Annotated in this window: 18 protein-coding genes and 1 tRNA gene; 9 read left to right on the top strand and 10 right to left on the bottom strand. The window is 51.7% G+C overall.

Annotated elements, in window-relative coordinates; translation table 11 throughout:
• Nucleotides 1-9 precede the first annotated feature (9 nt).
• On the top strand, nucleotides 10-996 hold the full coding sequence (locus ACO064_RS28005; RefSeq protein WP_421830495.1) for an NAD-dependent epimerase/dehydratase family protein: 987 nt from the start codon (nucleotides 10-12) through the stop codon (nucleotides 994-996).
• A 4-nt stretch (nucleotides 997-1,000) separates the two neighbouring features.
• Here ACO064_RS28005 and ACO064_RS28010 read toward each other — a convergent pair whose 3' ends face one another.
• Nucleotides 1,001-1,765 carry a methyltransferase domain-containing protein gene (locus ACO064_RS28010; protein ID WP_421830496.1) on the bottom strand — a complete coding sequence of 255 codons (765 nt, stop codon included), beginning with the start codon at nucleotides 1,763-1,765 and terminating at the stop codon, nucleotides 1,001-1,003.
• A gap of 197 nt (nucleotides 1,766-1,962) precedes the next feature.
• Between ACO064_RS28010 and ACO064_RS28015 the strand changes: the two genes are divergently transcribed.
• The gene (locus ACO064_RS28015) at nucleotides 1,963-2,253 is read left to right on the top strand and encodes a hypothetical protein (RefSeq protein ID WP_421830497.1); all 291 of its coding nucleotides are present in this window, start codon (nucleotides 1,963-1,965) and stop codon (nucleotides 2,251-2,253) included.
• 69 nt (nucleotides 2,254-2,322) lie between these two features.
• Here ACO064_RS28015 and ACO064_RS28020 read toward each other — a convergent pair whose 3' ends face one another.
• Nucleotides 2,323-2,487 carry a hypothetical protein gene (locus ACO064_RS28020; RefSeq protein WP_165840860.1) on the bottom strand — a complete coding sequence of 55 codons (165 nt, stop codon included), beginning with the start codon at nucleotides 2,485-2,487 and terminating at the stop codon, nucleotides 2,323-2,325.
• Nucleotides 2,488-2,652: 165 nt separating this feature from the next.
• Between ACO064_RS28020 and hisS the strand changes: the two genes are divergently transcribed.
• Nucleotides 2,653-4,023, top strand: a complete 1,371-nt coding sequence (hisS, locus tag ACO064_RS28025) for a histidine--tRNA ligase (RefSeq protein ID WP_421830498.1) — start codon at nucleotides 2,653-2,655, stop codon at nucleotides 4,021-4,023.
• Nucleotides 4,024-4,147: 124 nt separating this feature from the next.
• On the opposite strand, the gene ACO064_RS28030 is transcribed toward hisS, so the two are convergent.
• The 6 genes from ACO064_RS28030 to ACO064_RS28055 all read right to left on the bottom strand — a co-directional run bounded on the left by ACO064_RS28030 (nucleotide 4,148) and on the right by ACO064_RS28055 (nucleotide 10,586).
• The gene (locus ACO064_RS28030) at nucleotides 4,148-4,927 is read right to left on the bottom strand and encodes a PorT family protein (RefSeq protein WP_421830499.1); all 780 of its coding nucleotides are present in this window, start codon (nucleotides 4,925-4,927) and stop codon (nucleotides 4,148-4,150) included.
• Between the two features lie 81 nt (nucleotides 4,928-5,008).
• Nucleotides 5,009-6,679 (bottom strand): glucose-6-phosphate isomerase, encoded by a 1,671-nt coding sequence (gene pgi, locus ACO064_RS28035; RefSeq protein WP_421830500.1) that lies wholly within the window; start codon nucleotides 6,677-6,679, stop codon nucleotides 5,009-5,011.
• 11 nt (nucleotides 6,680-6,690) lie between these two features.
• Nucleotides 6,691-7,476, bottom strand: coding sequence for a glycoside hydrolase family 25 protein (locus ACO064_RS28040; RefSeq protein WP_421830501.1), 786 nt, complete (start codon nucleotides 7,474-7,476; stop codon nucleotides 6,691-6,693).
• Between the two features lie 197 nt (nucleotides 7,477-7,673).
• On the bottom strand, nucleotides 7,674-8,309 hold the full coding sequence (locus ACO064_RS28045; protein WP_421830502.1) for a peroxiredoxin: 636 nt from the start codon (nucleotides 8,307-8,309) through the stop codon (nucleotides 7,674-7,676).
• Nucleotides 8,310-8,446: 137 nt separating this feature from the next.
• Entirely contained in the window at nucleotides 8,447-9,082 is a 636-nt protein-coding gene (locus ACO064_RS28050) for a response regulator transcription factor (protein WP_114404725.1), read from the bottom strand.
• Entirely contained in the window at nucleotides 9,072-10,586 is a 1,515-nt protein-coding gene (locus ACO064_RS28055; RefSeq protein ID WP_421830503.1) for a sensor histidine kinase, read from the bottom strand. Before ACO064_RS28055 ends, ACO064_RS28050 begins: the two co-directional genes overlap by 11 nt.
• A 176-nt stretch (nucleotides 10,587-10,762) precedes the next feature.
• Here ACO064_RS28055 and ACO064_RS28060 point away from each other — a divergent pair, with 176 nt between their 5' ends.
• The 6 genes from ACO064_RS28060 (at nucleotide 10,763) to ACO064_RS28085 (ending at nucleotide 13,945) form a co-directional block, all read left to right on the top strand.
• Entirely contained in the window at nucleotides 10,763-11,248 is a 486-nt protein-coding gene (locus ACO064_RS28060; protein ID WP_421830504.1) for a DUF3299 domain-containing protein, read from the top strand.
• A 115-nt stretch (nucleotides 11,249-11,363) separates the two neighbouring features.
• Nucleotides 11,364-11,440, top strand: a tRNA-Ala gene (locus ACO064_RS28065).
• 225 nt (nucleotides 11,441-11,665) lie between these two features.
• The gene (locus ACO064_RS28070) at nucleotides 11,666-12,223 is read left to right on the top strand and encodes an RNA polymerase sigma factor (protein WP_421830505.1); all 558 of its coding nucleotides are present in this window, start codon (nucleotides 11,666-11,668) and stop codon (nucleotides 12,221-12,223) included.
• 5 nt (nucleotides 12,224-12,228) lie between these two features.
• On the top strand, nucleotides 12,229-12,447 hold the full coding sequence (locus ACO064_RS28075) for a hypothetical protein (RefSeq protein ID WP_421830506.1): 219 nt from the start codon (nucleotides 12,229-12,231) through the stop codon (nucleotides 12,445-12,447).
• Nucleotides 12,448-12,560: 113 nt separating this feature from the next.
• Nucleotides 12,561-13,238 (top strand): ClpP family protease, encoded by a 678-nt coding sequence (locus tag ACO064_RS28080; protein WP_421830507.1) that lies wholly within the window; start codon nucleotides 12,561-12,563, stop codon nucleotides 13,236-13,238.
• 149 nt (nucleotides 13,239-13,387) lie between these two features.
• Entirely contained in the window at nucleotides 13,388-13,945 is a 558-nt protein-coding gene (locus tag ACO064_RS28085) for an NUDIX hydrolase (protein ID WP_421830508.1), read from the top strand.
• Here the strand turns inward: ACO064_RS28085 and ACO064_RS28090 are convergent.
• Nucleotides 13,942-14,508, bottom strand: a complete 567-nt coding sequence (locus ACO064_RS28090) for a C40 family peptidase (protein ID WP_421830509.1) — start codon at nucleotides 14,506-14,508, stop codon at nucleotides 13,942-13,944. The two genes, ACO064_RS28085 and ACO064_RS28090, sit on opposite strands and share 4 nt — an antisense overlap.
• 87 nt (nucleotides 14,509-14,595) lie before the next feature.
• Nucleotides 14,596-16,728: a Tex family protein gene (locus ACO064_RS28095; RefSeq protein ID WP_421830510.1), complete on the bottom strand. Its 2,133-nt coding sequence runs from the start codon at nucleotides 16,726-16,728 to the stop codon at nucleotides 14,596-14,598.
• Nucleotides 16,729-16,882 lie beyond the last annotated feature (154 nt).

Genomic DNA, 16,882 nt, shown 5'->3' on the forward strand with positions numbered 1-16,882 from the left:
TTTTGGCCCATGAAAGTCTTAGTTACCGGAAGCGCGGGACACCTGGGCGAGGCACTGGTGCGCACGTTCCAGCGTTTGGGAGATGAAGTCGTCAGCATCGACATTCTAAACGCTCCATTTACTTCGCACGTCGGCTCGATTACCGACCGTTCGTTTGTTCAACGTTGTCTTGAAGGGGTTAAGGCGGTTTTTCATACGGCAACCCTCCACAAACCGCACGTCGCGACCCACAGCCTGCAGGATTTCATTGACACCAACATCACCGGTACGCTCAATCTGCTACAGGAGTCGGTGGCCGCTGGTGTAGAGCGTTTTGTGTTCACCAGCACCACCAGTGTTTTTGGTGATGCACTGGTCCCGCCCGCCGGAGAGCCCGCAGCCTGGATCACGGAGGAGGTGACGCCCGTTCCCAAAAACATTTATGGCGTTACAAAAACGGCCGCCGAAGATCTCTGCCAGCTTTTTTACCGAAATCAGGGGCTGCCCTGTATCATTCTGCGAACTTCCCGGTTTTTCCTCGAAATTGATGACAATAAAGGCGTGCGGGATGCCTATGAAGACGACAATGTAAAGGCCAACGAATACCTCTTTCGGCGCGTGGATCTGGAAGATGTGGTGAGTGCGCACCTGCTGGCCGCCGAACGGGCACCGGATCTCGGTTTTGGTACCTACATCATCAGTGCAACCACACCCTTTTTGCCGGAAGACACAGTTGCTTTACGGTTTGCTGCCCCTCAAGTCGTTCAGCGGCTGGTTCCGGACTATGAAGCAGAATACGGACGTCGGGGCTGGCGGATGTTCCCCGAAGTTGACCGGGTGTATGTAAATAAAAAGGCCCGAACAGAACTGGGATGGGAACCGAGGTACGATTTTAGGTATTTGATTGAACGCATGAAAGCGGGGGAAGATCTGCGAAGCCCGTTGGCCCGGCAGGTTGGCTCGAAGAAATACCATCCGAAAACCTTTTCCGAGGGACCTTACCCGGTCGAATGCTAACGGCTTACTTTTTGCAGAGATAAATGACCTCCCCGGCTGGCAGCGAAAACCTCTTCACTTCTTCTTTGGGGAGTTCGAACACAAAGCGGTCTTCCACGACGGTAAAACCGCCTTTGGCCAGCCGTTGGGCATAATCGCGGCCAAAAAGCCGGACGTGGTCGCTTTGCCAGAAAAGCCGTTCCCGCTCTTTCGGGTCGGTAATGCTGGCGTCCTCGAAGGTGGTTTCGCGGGTGTAGTCGATCGGCGACTGGATGATGGCCCAGCCCCCCGGTTTCAGCACCCGATACAGTTCACTGCTGGCTTTGGCGTCATCCTCGACGTGTTCCATCACGTGGTTACAAAACGCCACATCGAAGGTGTTGTCCGGAAATGGAATCTGGTGGATGTCCATTTTTATTTTTGCCAGGGGCGATTCGATGTCGGCGGTGATGTAGTCCAGATTCGGCAGTTTCTCAAACCGGTCGATAAAGCAATGCTCGGGCGCCACGTGCAGGACTTTCAGCGGATCGCGGTAAAAATTGGTTTTCCGTTGCAGGTAGAGGTTCATCAGCCGGTGGCGTTCCAAAGCCAGGCAATTCGGACAGAGGGCGTTCGGGCGCGGGATGTTCCGGCCGTAGGGCATAAACTCCCGAAAGTGTTTGCTGCAAACCGTGCATTCGACGTTGTTGCCCCGGTAGAAAACCATCATCACCTTCATGGCATAATGGCTGACCCGCTGCAGAGCCGGGCGCGGTACGGTTTTTAAAATAAAGCTGATGAGATGTTTCATACCACGGAAAAACACCGCCGGAACACGGGACACGCTCGTTGATCCCCAACCGGCGATGGGGCCGAATACGCAATAATTAACAGATTTACCGCTAAAATGAGATTTAGTCTGTTAAATTAGAGCTTTGATCACTTGTAGTTTTACTTACGATGGCCGTTGCCCCCTCTAAACCGCCCGGTCGGCGTCTCATCAAGCGGATGAGTACACGCACCAAATGGCTTCTGCTGGCTCCCTTCAGTCTGATTCTGATTGGCTATGGCTTGTGCGTTTTCAGCGAAGCCGCCAACCTGAAACATACCGGCGAACCCTTCAGCCGGTGGTTTTTGCTGGGAACCTACAGTCTGGTCGTTATCAACGCCGGACTTTCCCTGTTTGGTCAGGCCATTATTTTTCGGATGCAGATCGAAAACCGCCGAACCATCCGCCGGTATCTGAAAAAGATGCTGCGGGATCGGCGCAAAAAAGAAAACCCCGTCCGTCGAGCGTGACGAGGCAATCGAATGACCCTCCGTTTTCAGCAAACAGTGCGATACTACCCACTGAGAACCGCTTTTCACTTACGCTGCAGCCTGGCTTTTCTTTTCGGCAAAAGACGCCTTAATGGCTTCTACATCAACGTTTTTCACGTCCGGACGACGCAATAATTGTTTGATACGCGCAATTTTGTTGTTAGCCCGGGCTTTATTTTTTTGGTCTTTGCGTTTCAGTGCTGTTACTCCCATGATTGTATGTAATTAGTCCGTTTAATCCAAATTGTCCGCAAAATTAGCGGAAATACCGCAGAAAATCAATTTTTTATTGGTACTAATCTGACGCGATGCCGGGGTAAGCGCAGGTTCCTGCCAACAGCCCGCTGAAAACTCCGTCCGGCTTGCTATTTTTGCAACATGCAAAAACCGAGTTTACCCCGCGGCACGCGCGATTTTGGGCCGGAACAGATGAGCAAACGGCTTTTTCTGCTGGAAACCATCCGGCAAACGTTCCGGCGATACGGCTTTCAGCCCATTGAAACCCCCACCCTCGAAAACCTGTCGGTTCTGATGGGAAAATACGGCGAAGAAGGTGATCAGTTGCTGTTTAAAGTGCTTAATTCCGGCGACTTTGCCAAGGATTTGACCGAAACCGACTGGCAGGAAAACGCCCGCAAATTAACCCTGAAAATTTCGGAAAAGGGCCTTCGGTACGACCTGACGGTTCCGTTCGCCCGCTACGTGGTCATGAATCGTCACGCCTTGACGATGCCGTTCAAGCGGTATCAGATTCAGCCGGTCTGGCGCGCCGATCGTCCCCAGAAAGGGCGCTACCGGGAGTTTGTCCAGTGCGACGCCGATGTGGTCGGTACGGATTCGTTGTTGTGCGAAGCCGAAATTGTGTTGATGCTGCACGAAAGCCTGCGAAATCTGGGCATTCAGGATTTTACCGTAAAAATCAACAACCGCAAGATTCTGACCGGCATTGCCGAGGTGGTGGGAGCCGCCGGGCAGGAGGGTCTACTTGCCATTGCCATTGATAAACTGGATAAAATCGGGAAAGAAAAAGTCGTTGAGGAATTGAAACAACGCGGTTTTTCCGATGAATCGATTATTAAACTGGACCCGATGTTCCAGTTTCCGGACCAGGCGCAGGCGGTTTTTGAACAACTAAAAAGCTGGTTGGCACCTTCGGAGGTGGGGCTGAAAGGCGTTGCGGAACTCGAAGAAGTCTGGCAGTTGGTCGCCCAATACGGGTTGAACGACGCCCGGATGCAACTGGACGTGACACTGGCGCGGGGCTTATCGTACTATACCGGTGCCATTTTCGAAGTGAAAGCCAATGGCGTACAAATCGGGAGCATCAGCGGGGGAGGGCGCTACGACAACCTCACCGGCGCGTTTGGTATGCCCGGTTTATCGGGCGTCGGCATTTCACTGGGCGTCGACCGGATCTACGACGTGATGGAAGAACTGAACCTGTTTCCGGAAACCGGCTTGCAATCGACGCAGGTGCTGGTGGTTCATCTCGATACCGAAGGCCGTTCGCTTGGCTTGCCGTTGCTGAGTGAATTGCGGGCGCAGAACATTTCAGCCGAAGCCTATCCTGATTCGGCCAAGGTGAAAAAGCAACTGGATTATGCGAACGCAAAACGCATTCCGTACGTCGTTCTAATCGGTTCTGAGGAACTGCAAACCGGGCTATTGGGGCTGAAAAATATGGTGACGGGGCTGCAGGAGAAGCTGACGGCAGACGAGATTGTGGCGCGTTTGAAGGGCGAGCTATGAGCAAGTAACTAAACCGTAGAATTAAACTAAACTGCTGACAGAGCCTTTGGCCGCTGTCAGGGTTACAAAAACGGCGTCCCGACTCAAAGTCGGGACGCCGTTTGCATTGGAGTTAGGCTGCGAATTAAAACTTGAAGCCTACGTTGACACCCAGTGCCCGACGCTGCGAATTGTTGAATCCGCTGATGGCATCGGAAAAGCCGTGGTGATAGACGAGGTCGATCAGGACCGGACCCATGTCGAAGCCCAGATTGACCAGACCCTGAAAAGCTCCGCTTTTGATCTCATCTTCGTCCACATTGACGGTGTTGTTGCTGCTCAACCGATTGGCATATTCAGCACCGACGGCGAGCCGAACGGCCGAAATGCCCCGGTCCGACTGCGCCAGTTTTATACCGACGTAAGCCGGAATCTGCAACCATTTGGTGTTGATACGGCCCGAAATATCCTGAATTGTAGCGCCATCACCCGGTGTGAAATAGTTCGAACTGGAAGCAAAATACTCCACACCCAGTTGACCGTAGATTCGGCCGCCACCGCGAACGAAACCGCCAATCTGGTAGCCCAGACGGCCAGAAGGATTGTCGCCATCCACATCTTCACCCCGGTACCGGGTCGTGTTGGCACCCACATAAATACCACCGGTAAAGGCCTTATACGGTCTGTCCGCTTTCACCCGGCTTTGCCGACTGCCGTAGTCAGACGTCGTGGTCGTAGAAGAATACGAACTGGTCGTGGCAGGAGTCGACGAATACGTCGAGCTGCTCGTTGGCGTAGTGGCGGTGTCCGTTGGCGTGACCGTAGTCGCGGAGGTTCTGGTAGTGTCTGAAGAAATGTTGTTCTGAGCAAAGACGCTCCACGTTCCCAAAAGGCACACCGCAAGCAGAATACTGTTGCGTTTCATGATGATAAGATTGTTGAAATTGTAAAAAAATAAGGTGTATGCGTAACATACACCTTATCAACAATGCTTATCTTGGATTGTTTAAAGTTGACGCCATTCTTTGTAAGAATTGATCAGGCCGTTGGTGGAGCTGTCGTGCGACGAAACCGGCCGGTTGTCGGCCAGTTCGGGCAGAATGCGATTGGCCAATTGTTTGCCCAGTTCAACGCCCCACTGGTCAAAACTGAAGATGTTCCAGATGATGCCCTGGGTGAAAATTTTGTGTTCGTACATCGCAATCAGGCTGCCGAGTGTCCGGGGCGTGATTTTCTTCACCAGAATCGAATTGGTAGGGCGGTTTCCCGAAAATACCTTGAAAGGCATCAGTAAAGCCACTTCTTCTTCGGTTTTTCCGGCTTTCACCAGTTCCCCCACCACTTCTTCCCCGGATTTTCCGTTCATCAGGGCTTCGGTTTGGGCAAAGAAGTTGGACAGCAGCATGTTGTGGTGTTCGCCCAGGGGACGCTGGCTGATGGCCGGGGCAATGAAGTCGCAGGGAATCAGCTTGGTACCCTGGTGAATCAATTGGTAGAAGGCGTGTTGTCCGTTAGTTCCGGGTTCGCCCCAGATCACCGGCCCGGTTTGGTAAGCTGTTGGCTCGCCGTTGCGGTCGACGGATTTGCCGTTGCTTTCCATATCGCCCTGCTGGAAATAGGCAGCAAACCGGTGCATGTATTGGTCGTAGGGCAGAATGGCGTGCGATTCGGCTCCGAAAAAGTTGTTGTACCAAATGCCCAGCAGGGCCAGTGTCACCGGAATATTTTCTTCAATGGGGGTATTTTTGAAGTGCAGATCCATCGCATGGCCCCCTTCGAGCAGTTCGGCAAAGTTGTCGAAACCGATGTAGCAGGCAATCGACAGACCGATGGCCGACCAGAGGGAGTAGCGTCCACCGACCCAGTCCCAGAACCCGAACATGTTTTCAGGATCGATGCCGAATTTTTCGACCTCGGTTTTATTGGTCGAAATGGCCACAAAATGTTTCGCCACCGCCGATTCGTCGTTGGCGTGACTCAGAAACCAGTCGCGGGCCGAATGCGCATTGGCCATCGTTTCCTGCGTCGTGAAGGTTTTCGACGCAATCATGAACAGCGTGGTTTCCGGATCGAGCTTTTGCAGGGTTTCGTAGATGTGAACGCCATCGACGTTCGATACGAAATAAACCTGCAACTGCGGTTTCCCGTCTTTCTGAACCGCATACGGTTTTAGGGCTTCCGTGACCATCACCGGCCCCAGATCCGAACCCCCAATGCCGATGTTGACGATTTGTGTGATCGGTTTGCCGGTATACCCTTTCCAGTCACCCGAGCTGATGCGATGCGAAAAAGCTTCCATTTTGTCCAGAACCGCATTGACATCCGGCATCACATCCTTTCCATCGACCAGCACCGGCGTGTTGGAACGGTTCCGCAGGGCGACGTGCAGCACCGAACGGTTTTCGGTAACGTTGATTGCATCGCCGGAGAACATCTTTTCAATGGCTTCGTATAGACCCGCCTGACCCGCCAGTTGACGCAGCAGTTGCAGGGTTTCAGCGGTAATCCGGTTTTTGGAGAAATCGACCAGAACGTCTTCAAACCGCAGCGAAAAATCAGTAAATCGATTGGGATTTTGAGCAAATAAATCCCGCAGGTGCTGTCCCTTTAGTTGCTCGAAATGGTTCTGGAGTTCCTGATAAGCAGGGAGTTGAAGAAAAGAATGGGTCGGTAACATGGTAGATGGGTTCAAAGAGAAATTTCGTTCAATCGTTCCGGTTCACAGACAAACACGTTAAAATCGACTTTCCCGCGAATGCCATCCACGGAGCCTTTTTCATTGTGTTGCCAAATGTACAACCGCTCCGCTTTAAAATGGCGGGGATGGTCGGAAGAATAATCGGCGATCCAGAGGGGATAGTCGTCAAAATTACCGGCAATGTAGAGCAAATAAAAGTGCCGGTTGACATAAATGATCGGTTTGGTGCCATAATGGTCTTCCACCAGCCGCAGCCAGACCCGGATGTCGGCAATAAGCCGATCGGCCGGAACGGTGCCTTTGGCATTCCGTTCAAAGTCGAGCACAGGGGCAAAGTCGCCGGGTTTGAGCGTTACGGTTTTGATGAAATTCTGGGCCTGTTTTACAGGATCGCGTTTCGGGTGGAAGAAGTGGTAGGCGCCCCGTTTTAGCCCTGCTTTCCGGGCTTCCTGCCAGTTGTGTTTAAATCGACGGTCGACGAGCGATGCGCCTTCGGTGGCTTTGACAAATACAAATTGCAGGCCAACACCCCGGGCTTGTACCTGCGAAACCCGCTGCCAGTTGATGCGGTTGTTGTGGTGAGAAACATCGATGCCGTGAATCGTGTACTTCAACGGCATCCGTATCCCGTAACCGTTTACAAATTCCCATTGCAACTCATTGACTTTCTTCAGCGAACGGTTCCACCACAGCCCAACCAGAACCAACGAAAGCACCAGAAACGGCCAGACCAGTAATCTCCTCTTCCTATAAATAAATAGAATAATCCGGCTCATGCTGAGCAAAAATAAGTAGAAAAAGGGGGCGGGTGTCGGTTTTGCGGAGAAACGTTTTGGGTAAGCCGGACGAAAACAAAAAATTTCAAATGATAAATGATGAATATTGAATGTAAAAGGGATCTCATAGTTGGTCACTTTTACATTCAATATTCATCATTTATCATTTGAAATTTAACGCAAATGACGCTCTATTTTTACTTATTCGGCTGTGGGGTGGTCCGCAGGTACGGTTTAACAATGGTAACGCCTTTCGGGAATTTCTTGATGGCATCTTCCGTGCTAACTGCCGGAACCACGATCACATCCTGGCCTTCCGTCCAGTCGGCGGGAGTAGCCACCTGGTAGTTGGCGGTCAACTGCAGCGAATCGATGACCCGGAGAATCTCCGTGAAATTCCGGCCTGTTGAAGCGGGATAGGTCAGCGTCAGTTTAATTTTTTTATCAGGACCGATGATGAACACCGACCGAACCGTTGCTTTTTCGCTGGCGTTCGGGTGAATCATATCGTATAATTCGGCCACCTGGCGGTCTTTATCGGCAATCATCGGAAAATCGACCGTCGTGTTTTGGGTTTCGTTGATGTCTTTCACCCATTCAGTGTGCGAATCAAGCGGGTCGACGCTCACTGCAATGACTTTCACGCCCCGCTTCGCAAACTCATCTTTTAATTGGGCGGTTCGGCCCAATTCGGTCGTACAAACCGGCGTGAAGTCGGCGGGGTGAGAAAAAATCATGCCCCATGAATTTCCCAGCCATTCGTGAAAATTAATTGTACCCGCGGTAGTTTCTGCCGTAAAATCCGGGGCGATGTCACCTAATCGGAGTGCCATAATAAAAGAGGTTTGGTTACTACTATAGTATAACTATAGTGTTGGTTACACAAATGTAAAACGAATTATCAACAGTGCGTATCTTTGAACGACAAAGACCGCAATTTGATAACACTACCTTTGCATAAAATGGTTTTTCAAATCAATTTTTCTTCGACGGCCATCTTCACCAGCTCGGCGGCATTCTTCACCTGAAGGCGACGCATCATGTTGGCGCGGTGGTTGTCGACGGTTCGGACCGAAAGCTGGAGTTTTTCGGCAATTTCCCGGCTGCTCATCCCATCGACCAAAAACTGCAGAATTTCTTTCTCCTTTTTTGAAAGCTTGGAACGCCGGATTTTGCTGCTCCGCTCCGTCTTTTTCAACTGGTGCATGTAGCCATTGAGAATAATGGTGGCTACGGGCGAACTGAAGTATTTCTCCCCGCTGGCAATGGTTCGCAGGGCTTTCATCATCTCATCGCTCGATGAGTCTTTCAGAATGTAGCCAAAGGCCCCGGCTTCCACCGAGCGAAGAATATAGTCTTCGTTGTTGTGCATCGACAACATCAGCGTTTTGATGTTTTTATACAGACGTGAAATGATCTGCGTCGTCTGAATCCCCGACATGCCCGGCAGGGAGATGTCCATCAAAACCACATCCGGTTGCTGGGTTTTCAGTTTTTCAAGGGCTTCCTCGCCATCGCCGGCTTCATCGACAATTAAAAATTCATCGTTCTGTTCCAGCAGAGAGCGTATTCCGTTTCGGACGATAGAGTGGTCATCAACCAGCATCAACTTGAGTGTACTCATATTCCTGGTGTGCGAGTTTAAAAGGTATACTGACTTGTACTTTTGTGCCTTTATCTGGCGCAGATGATATTTTAAATTTCCCGTTGATCAGAGCGGCCCGTTCATTCATGTTGTGAATGCCCTGTGAGGGCCGCTTGCTGTCTTCCTTCCGACTGCGGTGGATGCGAAAGCCTTTGCCATCGTCGTTGACAATCAAGTGCAAATAATTGTCTTTTTCGAACAGATCAATCGTGATCTGGTGCGGTTCGGCGTGGCGAAGGGCATTACTGACCGCTTCCTGCGCAATGCGGTAGACACCAATCTCAACGCTCTTATCTAAACGTGTATTTGACAGATTAGTATGAAAAATTATATCGATGGTACTGTCTTTGTCGTGTGTGTCGGCCAGCATCTTCACCGCCGGAACCAGCCCGAAGTCGCTTAAAACCGTCGGCATCAGGTTGTTCGACACGTTTCGGGTTTCCTGAATGGTCTGCGAAATCAGGTTTTTCAGAACCGTTAAATTTTTAGTTCCTTTGGTCTCGCCACTCAAACTTTTCTCAAAACTTTCGACCTGTAGCTTAATCGCCGTCAGCATTTGACCGATGCCATCGTGCAACTCGCGTGAGAGCCGTTTGCGCTCTTCTTCCTGTCCGGCAACCAGGTAGGAGGTCCGCAATTTCTGCTCGTCCATCTGTTGCTGGTATTGCTGGCGGGTGGCGTCGAAGAGTTGCTGGCGGGTTTCCTTGAGGGCGCGGTTCAGGGAGAGGAGTTTGCGGTTGGTGGTAGCGGTTCGGGTTTCGGCATCGACCAACTGGCCAATAATACCCTCGAATTTGTTCACGGCGGGGCGCAGAATGAACCAGCCTGCAAACACCAGGGCCAGCAGAATAAAGAGGTAAATGACGAAACCAATGAGTCGGGTGTCCTCTACATTCGCCAGCGTTTCGCGGGTATATTGCTGAACGACCTCATCCATTTTGTCCAAAAAGGGCTTCTCGTTCGCCAGCAAAGCGGTTAAATCGGCTTCGGCGATGAATTTTCCGGGCTCGGTAGCACGATCGGCCTGGAGGATGAGTTGTTGCAGGCTATCCCGAAAACCCGTATAATAGGGTTTCAGGGCCTTGTACCGGATTCTAACGCTGTCGCTGTTCTGAAGCATGACCGGATACCCGGGTACGGTACCCTGTTCAATGTGCAGTTGATTCGTCTGAAACTGCGCGAACAGTTTCTTGATCTCGGAAAGGGTACGCTGAAAATTGGGTAACTCAGACGGGCGGGTCAGTTGGAGAACCTGGCTGACAAGTCGCTGACTCTGATGGCGTTGTGCGGAAGCCATTCGAATGACCAATACCCGTTCGGATTCGCGCCGGGTTTGAAACTGGCTCACGATTTCAGCAACCGTTAACAGCACGGCAATGAACACCAGCGTTGTTAAAAACAGGCGGTTGAAATGGCGGGCCGAAGGCTGAGAGGTCTGGGGTATAACGTTAACTACGTCCGACACGGTTTTATGAGGCAACCACGTTGATTAAGGTAAAGGTAACAAAAATTGTGATAATTGCAGGATGGAGGTGGTAACTTCTGATTTTCGCGCTTAAAAACCCGAACCAAACCCCACCGAGTGTTGTTTTTAAACCAGAAAACGACGTAGATTTGTAATTATCTGAACGCGACCTCATCATGAAAAAAAATGTCTGCTTCATCGCTCTTTTAGGACTGCTGACCCTGGCAGCGTTTACCCCCGTTAAAGTGGTGAGTAACCGTTCGGCGGCCACCGTCGCTGAACCCGTCAAATTGTCGTGGGAAACGCTGCGCGATGTGACTTTCAAGAAAAAATGGTATCCCGAAGAATCCGTTTATATGTTGTATCCAACCTTCGGTGCCGGTATTCAGAAACTGAGCGGCAAACCGGTCGAACTGACGGGGTATGTGTTACCGGTTGATTACGAATCCAATCTGTACGTTCTGTCGGCATTCCCGTATAGCGCGTGTTTCTTCTGCGGAGGAGCAGGGCCGGAATCAGTGGTATCCCTGAAATTCAAGAAAAACGGCCTCAAGTTTAAAACCGACGAGCGCCGGACCTTCCGGGGAACCCTCAAACTGAACGCCGATAATATCTACGAACTGAACTACATCATCGCGGACGCCGAGATGGTGGAGCAATAATAGAAACGCTTCAAAATCAGTACGCCATGCCATTGCGTGGCGTTTTTTTTTGAAATGTGTAAAAAGCTTCATTGCTTTTTCTACAAAATTTCTCATCTTTGCACCACGAAAAAAAGGGGGTATAGCTCAGTTGGCTAGAGCGCTACAATGGCATTGTAGAGGCCGTCGGTTCGAATCCGACTATCTCCACCAAAATTCGTTAAAAGCCCCGGACTTGTCGAGTCTGGGGCTTTTTTAATATTAAATGAGCAATGCTGAACGCTAAATGTAAAAGTGCTGAGCGGCAACTCCTTTTACATTTGGCGTTCAGCATTGCTCATTTAACATTCTCTTCCTTTCTTTTCCCCGGCAGAAAACTTTTTTTCGTATTCTTGGGTGATACCGGCGCGGTATTCTGATTAACCACTAAAAAAGCGTATGAATTCAACCCAAACTCTGCCGAGGGAGGCCGCCCTGGTTGCTGACCGGGAACGAACGATGGAACGAATCTATGCCCAAACGTATCCGATGGTGCGCCATTATATCCGGGAACACGGTGGTACGGAGGAGGACGCGAAAGATGTTTTCCACGAGTCCATGATCGTCTTTTACGAGAAAACCGTGCAGGACCAACTGACGTTAACGTGTTCGGTCAGTACGTATCTGATGGGGATTTGTAAAAACCGCTGGCGGCAACAGGTGGAAAAACAGCGTCGAAAAACGGCTTTGGATGACACCCGGACCGATCTCGTTTGGGAGGAGCCGGAAGACGAAAACGAACTGCCCGCACTCAACCTGATGAGCTTTGTGGAGCAGTTGGGGGAAACCTGTCAATCCATTCTGGTTAGCTTCTATTATTTCGGCCAGCGGCTGGAGCAGATTGCAACGCGACACGGTTATCAGTCGGTTCGCTCGGCCACCGTGCAGAAATACAAATGCCTGGAACGGCTGCGCAAAGCCGTCAGTCACCTATCGATTGATCACTTTAAATCCTGATGGCGATGCGTCCCGAATTAGAAGAAGTTCAACTGCTGGAAGCCTACCTGCGCGGAAGCCTGTCTGAAGAGCAACGGATTGACGTCTCCGTCCGGCTGCTCTGGAATCCGGACTGGCAACAGAAACTGGCGGCCCAGAAACTGGCGTATCAAGCCCTTCGCCTGGCCGGACGTCAGCAATTGCGTCGCGAATTAGACGCGATTTACGTTCGTCTGTTCGGCTAAAACCGGCAATCCCAAACTCCTTTCATCAACTGATTCAACGGGCTTTTATAGAGCCGCAGGGCATTGCCATGCCTGAATAAAGCATTTTTTTATCCCAAACCATTTCCTGATTTATGTATTATCCCGAACTGAGCCAACGTGAGTTCCGTAACTTCGCTGTGCACGGACAAAATCTGAACGGTCTGACGGTTGACCGCTACCTGCACCAGGTGGAGAACATGACCCGGTCGGTCATTGAAGAGCGACCCATGAATTTCCGCGAGGTCGATGTATTTTCCCGCCTGATGGCCGACCGGATTGTTTTCCTCGGTTCGGCCGTTGACGACAACATTGCGAACATCATCATCGCCCAGTTGCTGTTTCTGGAATCAGCCGATGCCAAAAAAGACATCTTGCTGTATATTAACAGCCCCGGCGGTTCGGTCTATGCCGGGTTGGGTATCTACGACACCATGCAATATGTCCGGCCCGACGTCGCGACGATCTGCACCAGTGTGGCCTTGTCGTTCGGGGCGGTTTTGCTCTGCGCCGGAGCACCGGGCAAACGCTCGGCTTTGCCCCACGCCCGCGTCATGATTCACCAGCCGCACGGCGGAGCGCAGGGCCAGTCCGTCGATATTGAGATAACGGCGCGGCAGATTGTCATTCTGCGCAATGAACTCTACGAAATCATGGCCCGGCACAGCGGTCGTTCGGCGGAAGAAATTGAACGAAATGCCGACCGTGATTACTGGATGAAGGCCGCAGAAGCGAAGGACTTCGGTTTCATCGACGAAGTGTTGCAACGGTAATTCATCGGTTCTGATTTTTGCCCGATTTTATGGTCAGAGTTGGCGGTTGAAAGCCGGAAATAGCCATCTTTGTGACACTGCATCACAAACCGGTCAGACCCAGCCGGTCTTCGGAGAATTTAATCAGCCGCAGTGATGCGGCTTTTTTTATGGACTTACTTGAAATTTTTGACGCCCATAATCAACCGCTGGGCTTTACCAAACCCAAGAAAGAAGCCCATCGCGACGGCGACTGGCACCGCACCTCTGAAATCGTGGTGTTGAATGATCGCGACGAAGTGTTGCTGAGTCTTCGTCACCCGGACAAGGCGGTTTTGCCTAATTTCTGGGATGTGTGCGTCGGTGGACACGTTGATCCGGGCGAGAGTTATGAGCACTGCGCGATGCGGGAAGTGGAAGAAGAGATTGGCGTGCGGCCAAAAACCGGCGAATTGCAGTTTCTGGGCATGGTGGCCGTGGAGGTGGTCGACCCGGCGGCTTCGCTGATTGACCGGGAACACGCGGCTGTATATGTTTTTCGAACCCGTCGTACGCTCGATCAGTTCGTAATGCAATCGGATGAAGTGGCGGATTTGCGGTTTATACCGATCGCTACCGTGCTGGAAGAGTTTCGTATGGGGAACAATTCACTTCGGTATACGCCACCGCAGCATACCTATTTACGAACGCTCGAAATGGCAGCCGCTTTCCTGAATAGCAGGGTTTAAAAAGGCCGGACGGCTTTCACAAACCGGCCTTTGAAATAACTCGAATACAGATTGTCTTCCCGAACCCCCCGTGACGAAGACGCGTGAATAAACATGATGTTAGATGCTCCGCGAACTTCGGTAACAATCCCGGTGTGCGAAACGTACCCGGATTTTCCATCATCCGGTACGAAAAAAACGAGATCGCCCGGTTGAATCTGGGGTACTTCCACTTCATATCCCACTTCCGACTGCTGCCAGGAAACCCGCGGCATTTGCAGCCCAACGGTATTGAAAGAAGCAAAAATCAGCCCCGAACAATCCATACCTTCCGAGGTCTGACCACCCGTTCGATACGGCGTTCCGGTATAGGTTCGGGCAATTTTTACCACCTGCGGCACATACCCCTTCTGGTAGGTTTGTGTATCGACGGTTTTCATCGGTTTGCTGACCGGTTTTCGATTAGCGGTCACCGGTTTTCGCTGGGCAGGCGGGGTGTAGTGCGAAGTTTTGAAAAAAGAGCAGGATGACAGCGTCAACACCAGAAGAGCGGCAGGCCAAAAGGGGCGTAATAAAGTCGTCATTCGTAGTGATTTAAAAGGTATCATTCAAGATTCGGCTGACTAACTGAGGCAAAGTGCCGGGCTACCATGCAAAATCAGTATAAGCTATTAAAATTTCATCGTCAAGGCAATACGCTTGCGCTGCAAATCGACTTCCAGCACCTTCACCTGCACTTTCTGGTGAACACTGACAACCTGACGCGGGTCGGAAACGAACTGATTGGCTAGCTGCGAAATGTGCACCAGCCCGTCCTGTTTTACGCCGATATCGACAAAAGCACCGAAGGCTGTCACGTTTGTCACCACGCCCGGCAGCAGCATGCCCTCCCGCAGATCTTCCGGTTTTCGGACCCGCTCGTCATATTCGAAAACGGCCAGCGTTTCCCGCGGATCACGGCCCGGTTTTTCCAGCTCGGCCAGAATATCGCGCAGGGTTGGCAGCCCCACTGTTTCGGTAACGTATAATTCGGGCTTTATCTGCTTCTGAAGTTCCTTTTTTTTGACTAAATCGGTCACCGTGCATTTCAGATCGCGGGCCATGCGTTCTACCACGGCGTAACTTTCCGGGTGAACGGCGCTGTTGTCGAGCGGATTTTTGGCTTGATCGATGCGGAGAAAACCGGCGCATTGCTCGTAGGCTTTCGCACCCAGCCGGGCCACTTTCTTCAACTGGTCGCGGGATTGGAACGGCCCGTTTTGCGCCCGGTATTCGACAATGTTCTGCGCCAGTTGCGGCCCCAGGCCCGAAACGTAGCGCAACAGGTGACTACTGGCCGTATTGAGCGAAACGCCTACCTGGTTCACGCAGCTTTCCACCACCCGATCCAGGCTGCTTTTCAGGTCATTCTGATCGACATCGTGTTGGTATTGCCCCACACCAATCGATTTGGGATCAATTTTAACCAGTTCGGCCAGCGGGTCCATCAACCGGCGACCGATGGAAATGGCGCCCCGCACGGTTATATCCTGATTCGGAAATTCCTGCCGGGCCACTTCCGATGCGGAATAAATCGATGCGCCCTGTTCGCTCACCATGAACAGCGGGATGGTTTTGCCGAAATTCAGACTCCGGACAAAATCTTCAGTTTCGCGCCCGGCGGTTCCGTTGCCAATCGTTATGGCTTCAATCTGGTGCTGAGCGACCAGCTTCAACAAGGTCTGTTGCGCCTGTTCGCGACGGCTGTCGGGGTAAATAACGTCGTTGGTTAACAAATTTCCCTGGGCATCCAGACAAACCACTTTGCAGCCCGTTCGAAAACCAGGGTCGATGGCCAGCACCCGCTTCTGCCCGAGCGGGGGCGACAGGAGCAACTGGCGCAGGTTATCCGCAAAAATCTTGATGGCTTCCTGATCGGCTTTTTGCTTCGATACGTTTTCAAATTCGGTTTCAATCGACGGTTTGATGAGTCGTTTGTAGCTGTCTTTGATCGCCATCGCAACCTGGTCGATGCATTCGGACGAACCATGCCGCAAAAACTGCCGGTCCAGCCGTTCGAGGGCGGTTTGTTCGTCCGGCGAAATACTCACCGCCAGAATTCCTTCCGTTTCCCCACGCCGGATGGCCAGCAAACGATGGGAGGGTACCCGGCGGAGCGGTTCGGCAAAGTCGAAATAATCCTTGTATTTAATCCCGGCGGTTTCCTTGTCTTTTTTGACAACGGCCCGGATAATAGCCTCCCGTTCAAACAGATTCCGGATGCGTTGCCGGGCGTCGGCGTCCTCGTTGATCCATTCCGCCATGATGTCACGGGCGCCCTGCAAGGCGTCCTGAACGGTGGCCACCTGGTCGTTCAGAAAGGACGCGGCTTTGCGTTCCACCGTATTTTCGCGCTGACTGAAAATGAACTTGGCCAGCGGTTCCAGGCCTTTTTCAATGGCGATGGTGGCCCGGGTTTTTCGCTTGGGTTTGTAGGGCAAATACAAATCTTCCAGTTCGGTGACTGAGGTAGAGGATTCGATTTTCTGGCGCAATTCCGCCGTCAATTTGCCCTGATCGGCAATGGATTTCAGGATGGTTTCCCGACGTTTGTCGAGTTCGGCCAGTTTTTGGTAAGTATCTTTAATGGCCCCAATCTGCACTTCGTCCAATTGACCCGTGGCTTCTTTCCGGTAGCGGGCAATGAATGGCACAGTGGCACCGTCGTCGAGCAACTGTACGGTTTGGGCAACCTGCCGGGCGTTCAGTTGGAGCAAGGCGGCAATGCGCGACGTCAGATTGCTGGAGTCAGAGGATGGGCTCATGGAGTCGATTTACTGAATGAAGCCGCAAAAAAAGCACGAAAGGATGGTTTGTCAACAAAAAAGAATCAGAAATACCGGCTGACAGCGGTAAGGGGTTCTGATTCAGCGGGCAAAAAAAAACATGCCACCAGGCATGTTTTCTTCTTGAAACTCA

Source organism: Larkinella sp., assembly GCF_965227735.1.
Lineage (GTDB): Bacteria > Bacteroidota > Bacteroidia > Cytophagales > Spirosomataceae > Larkinella.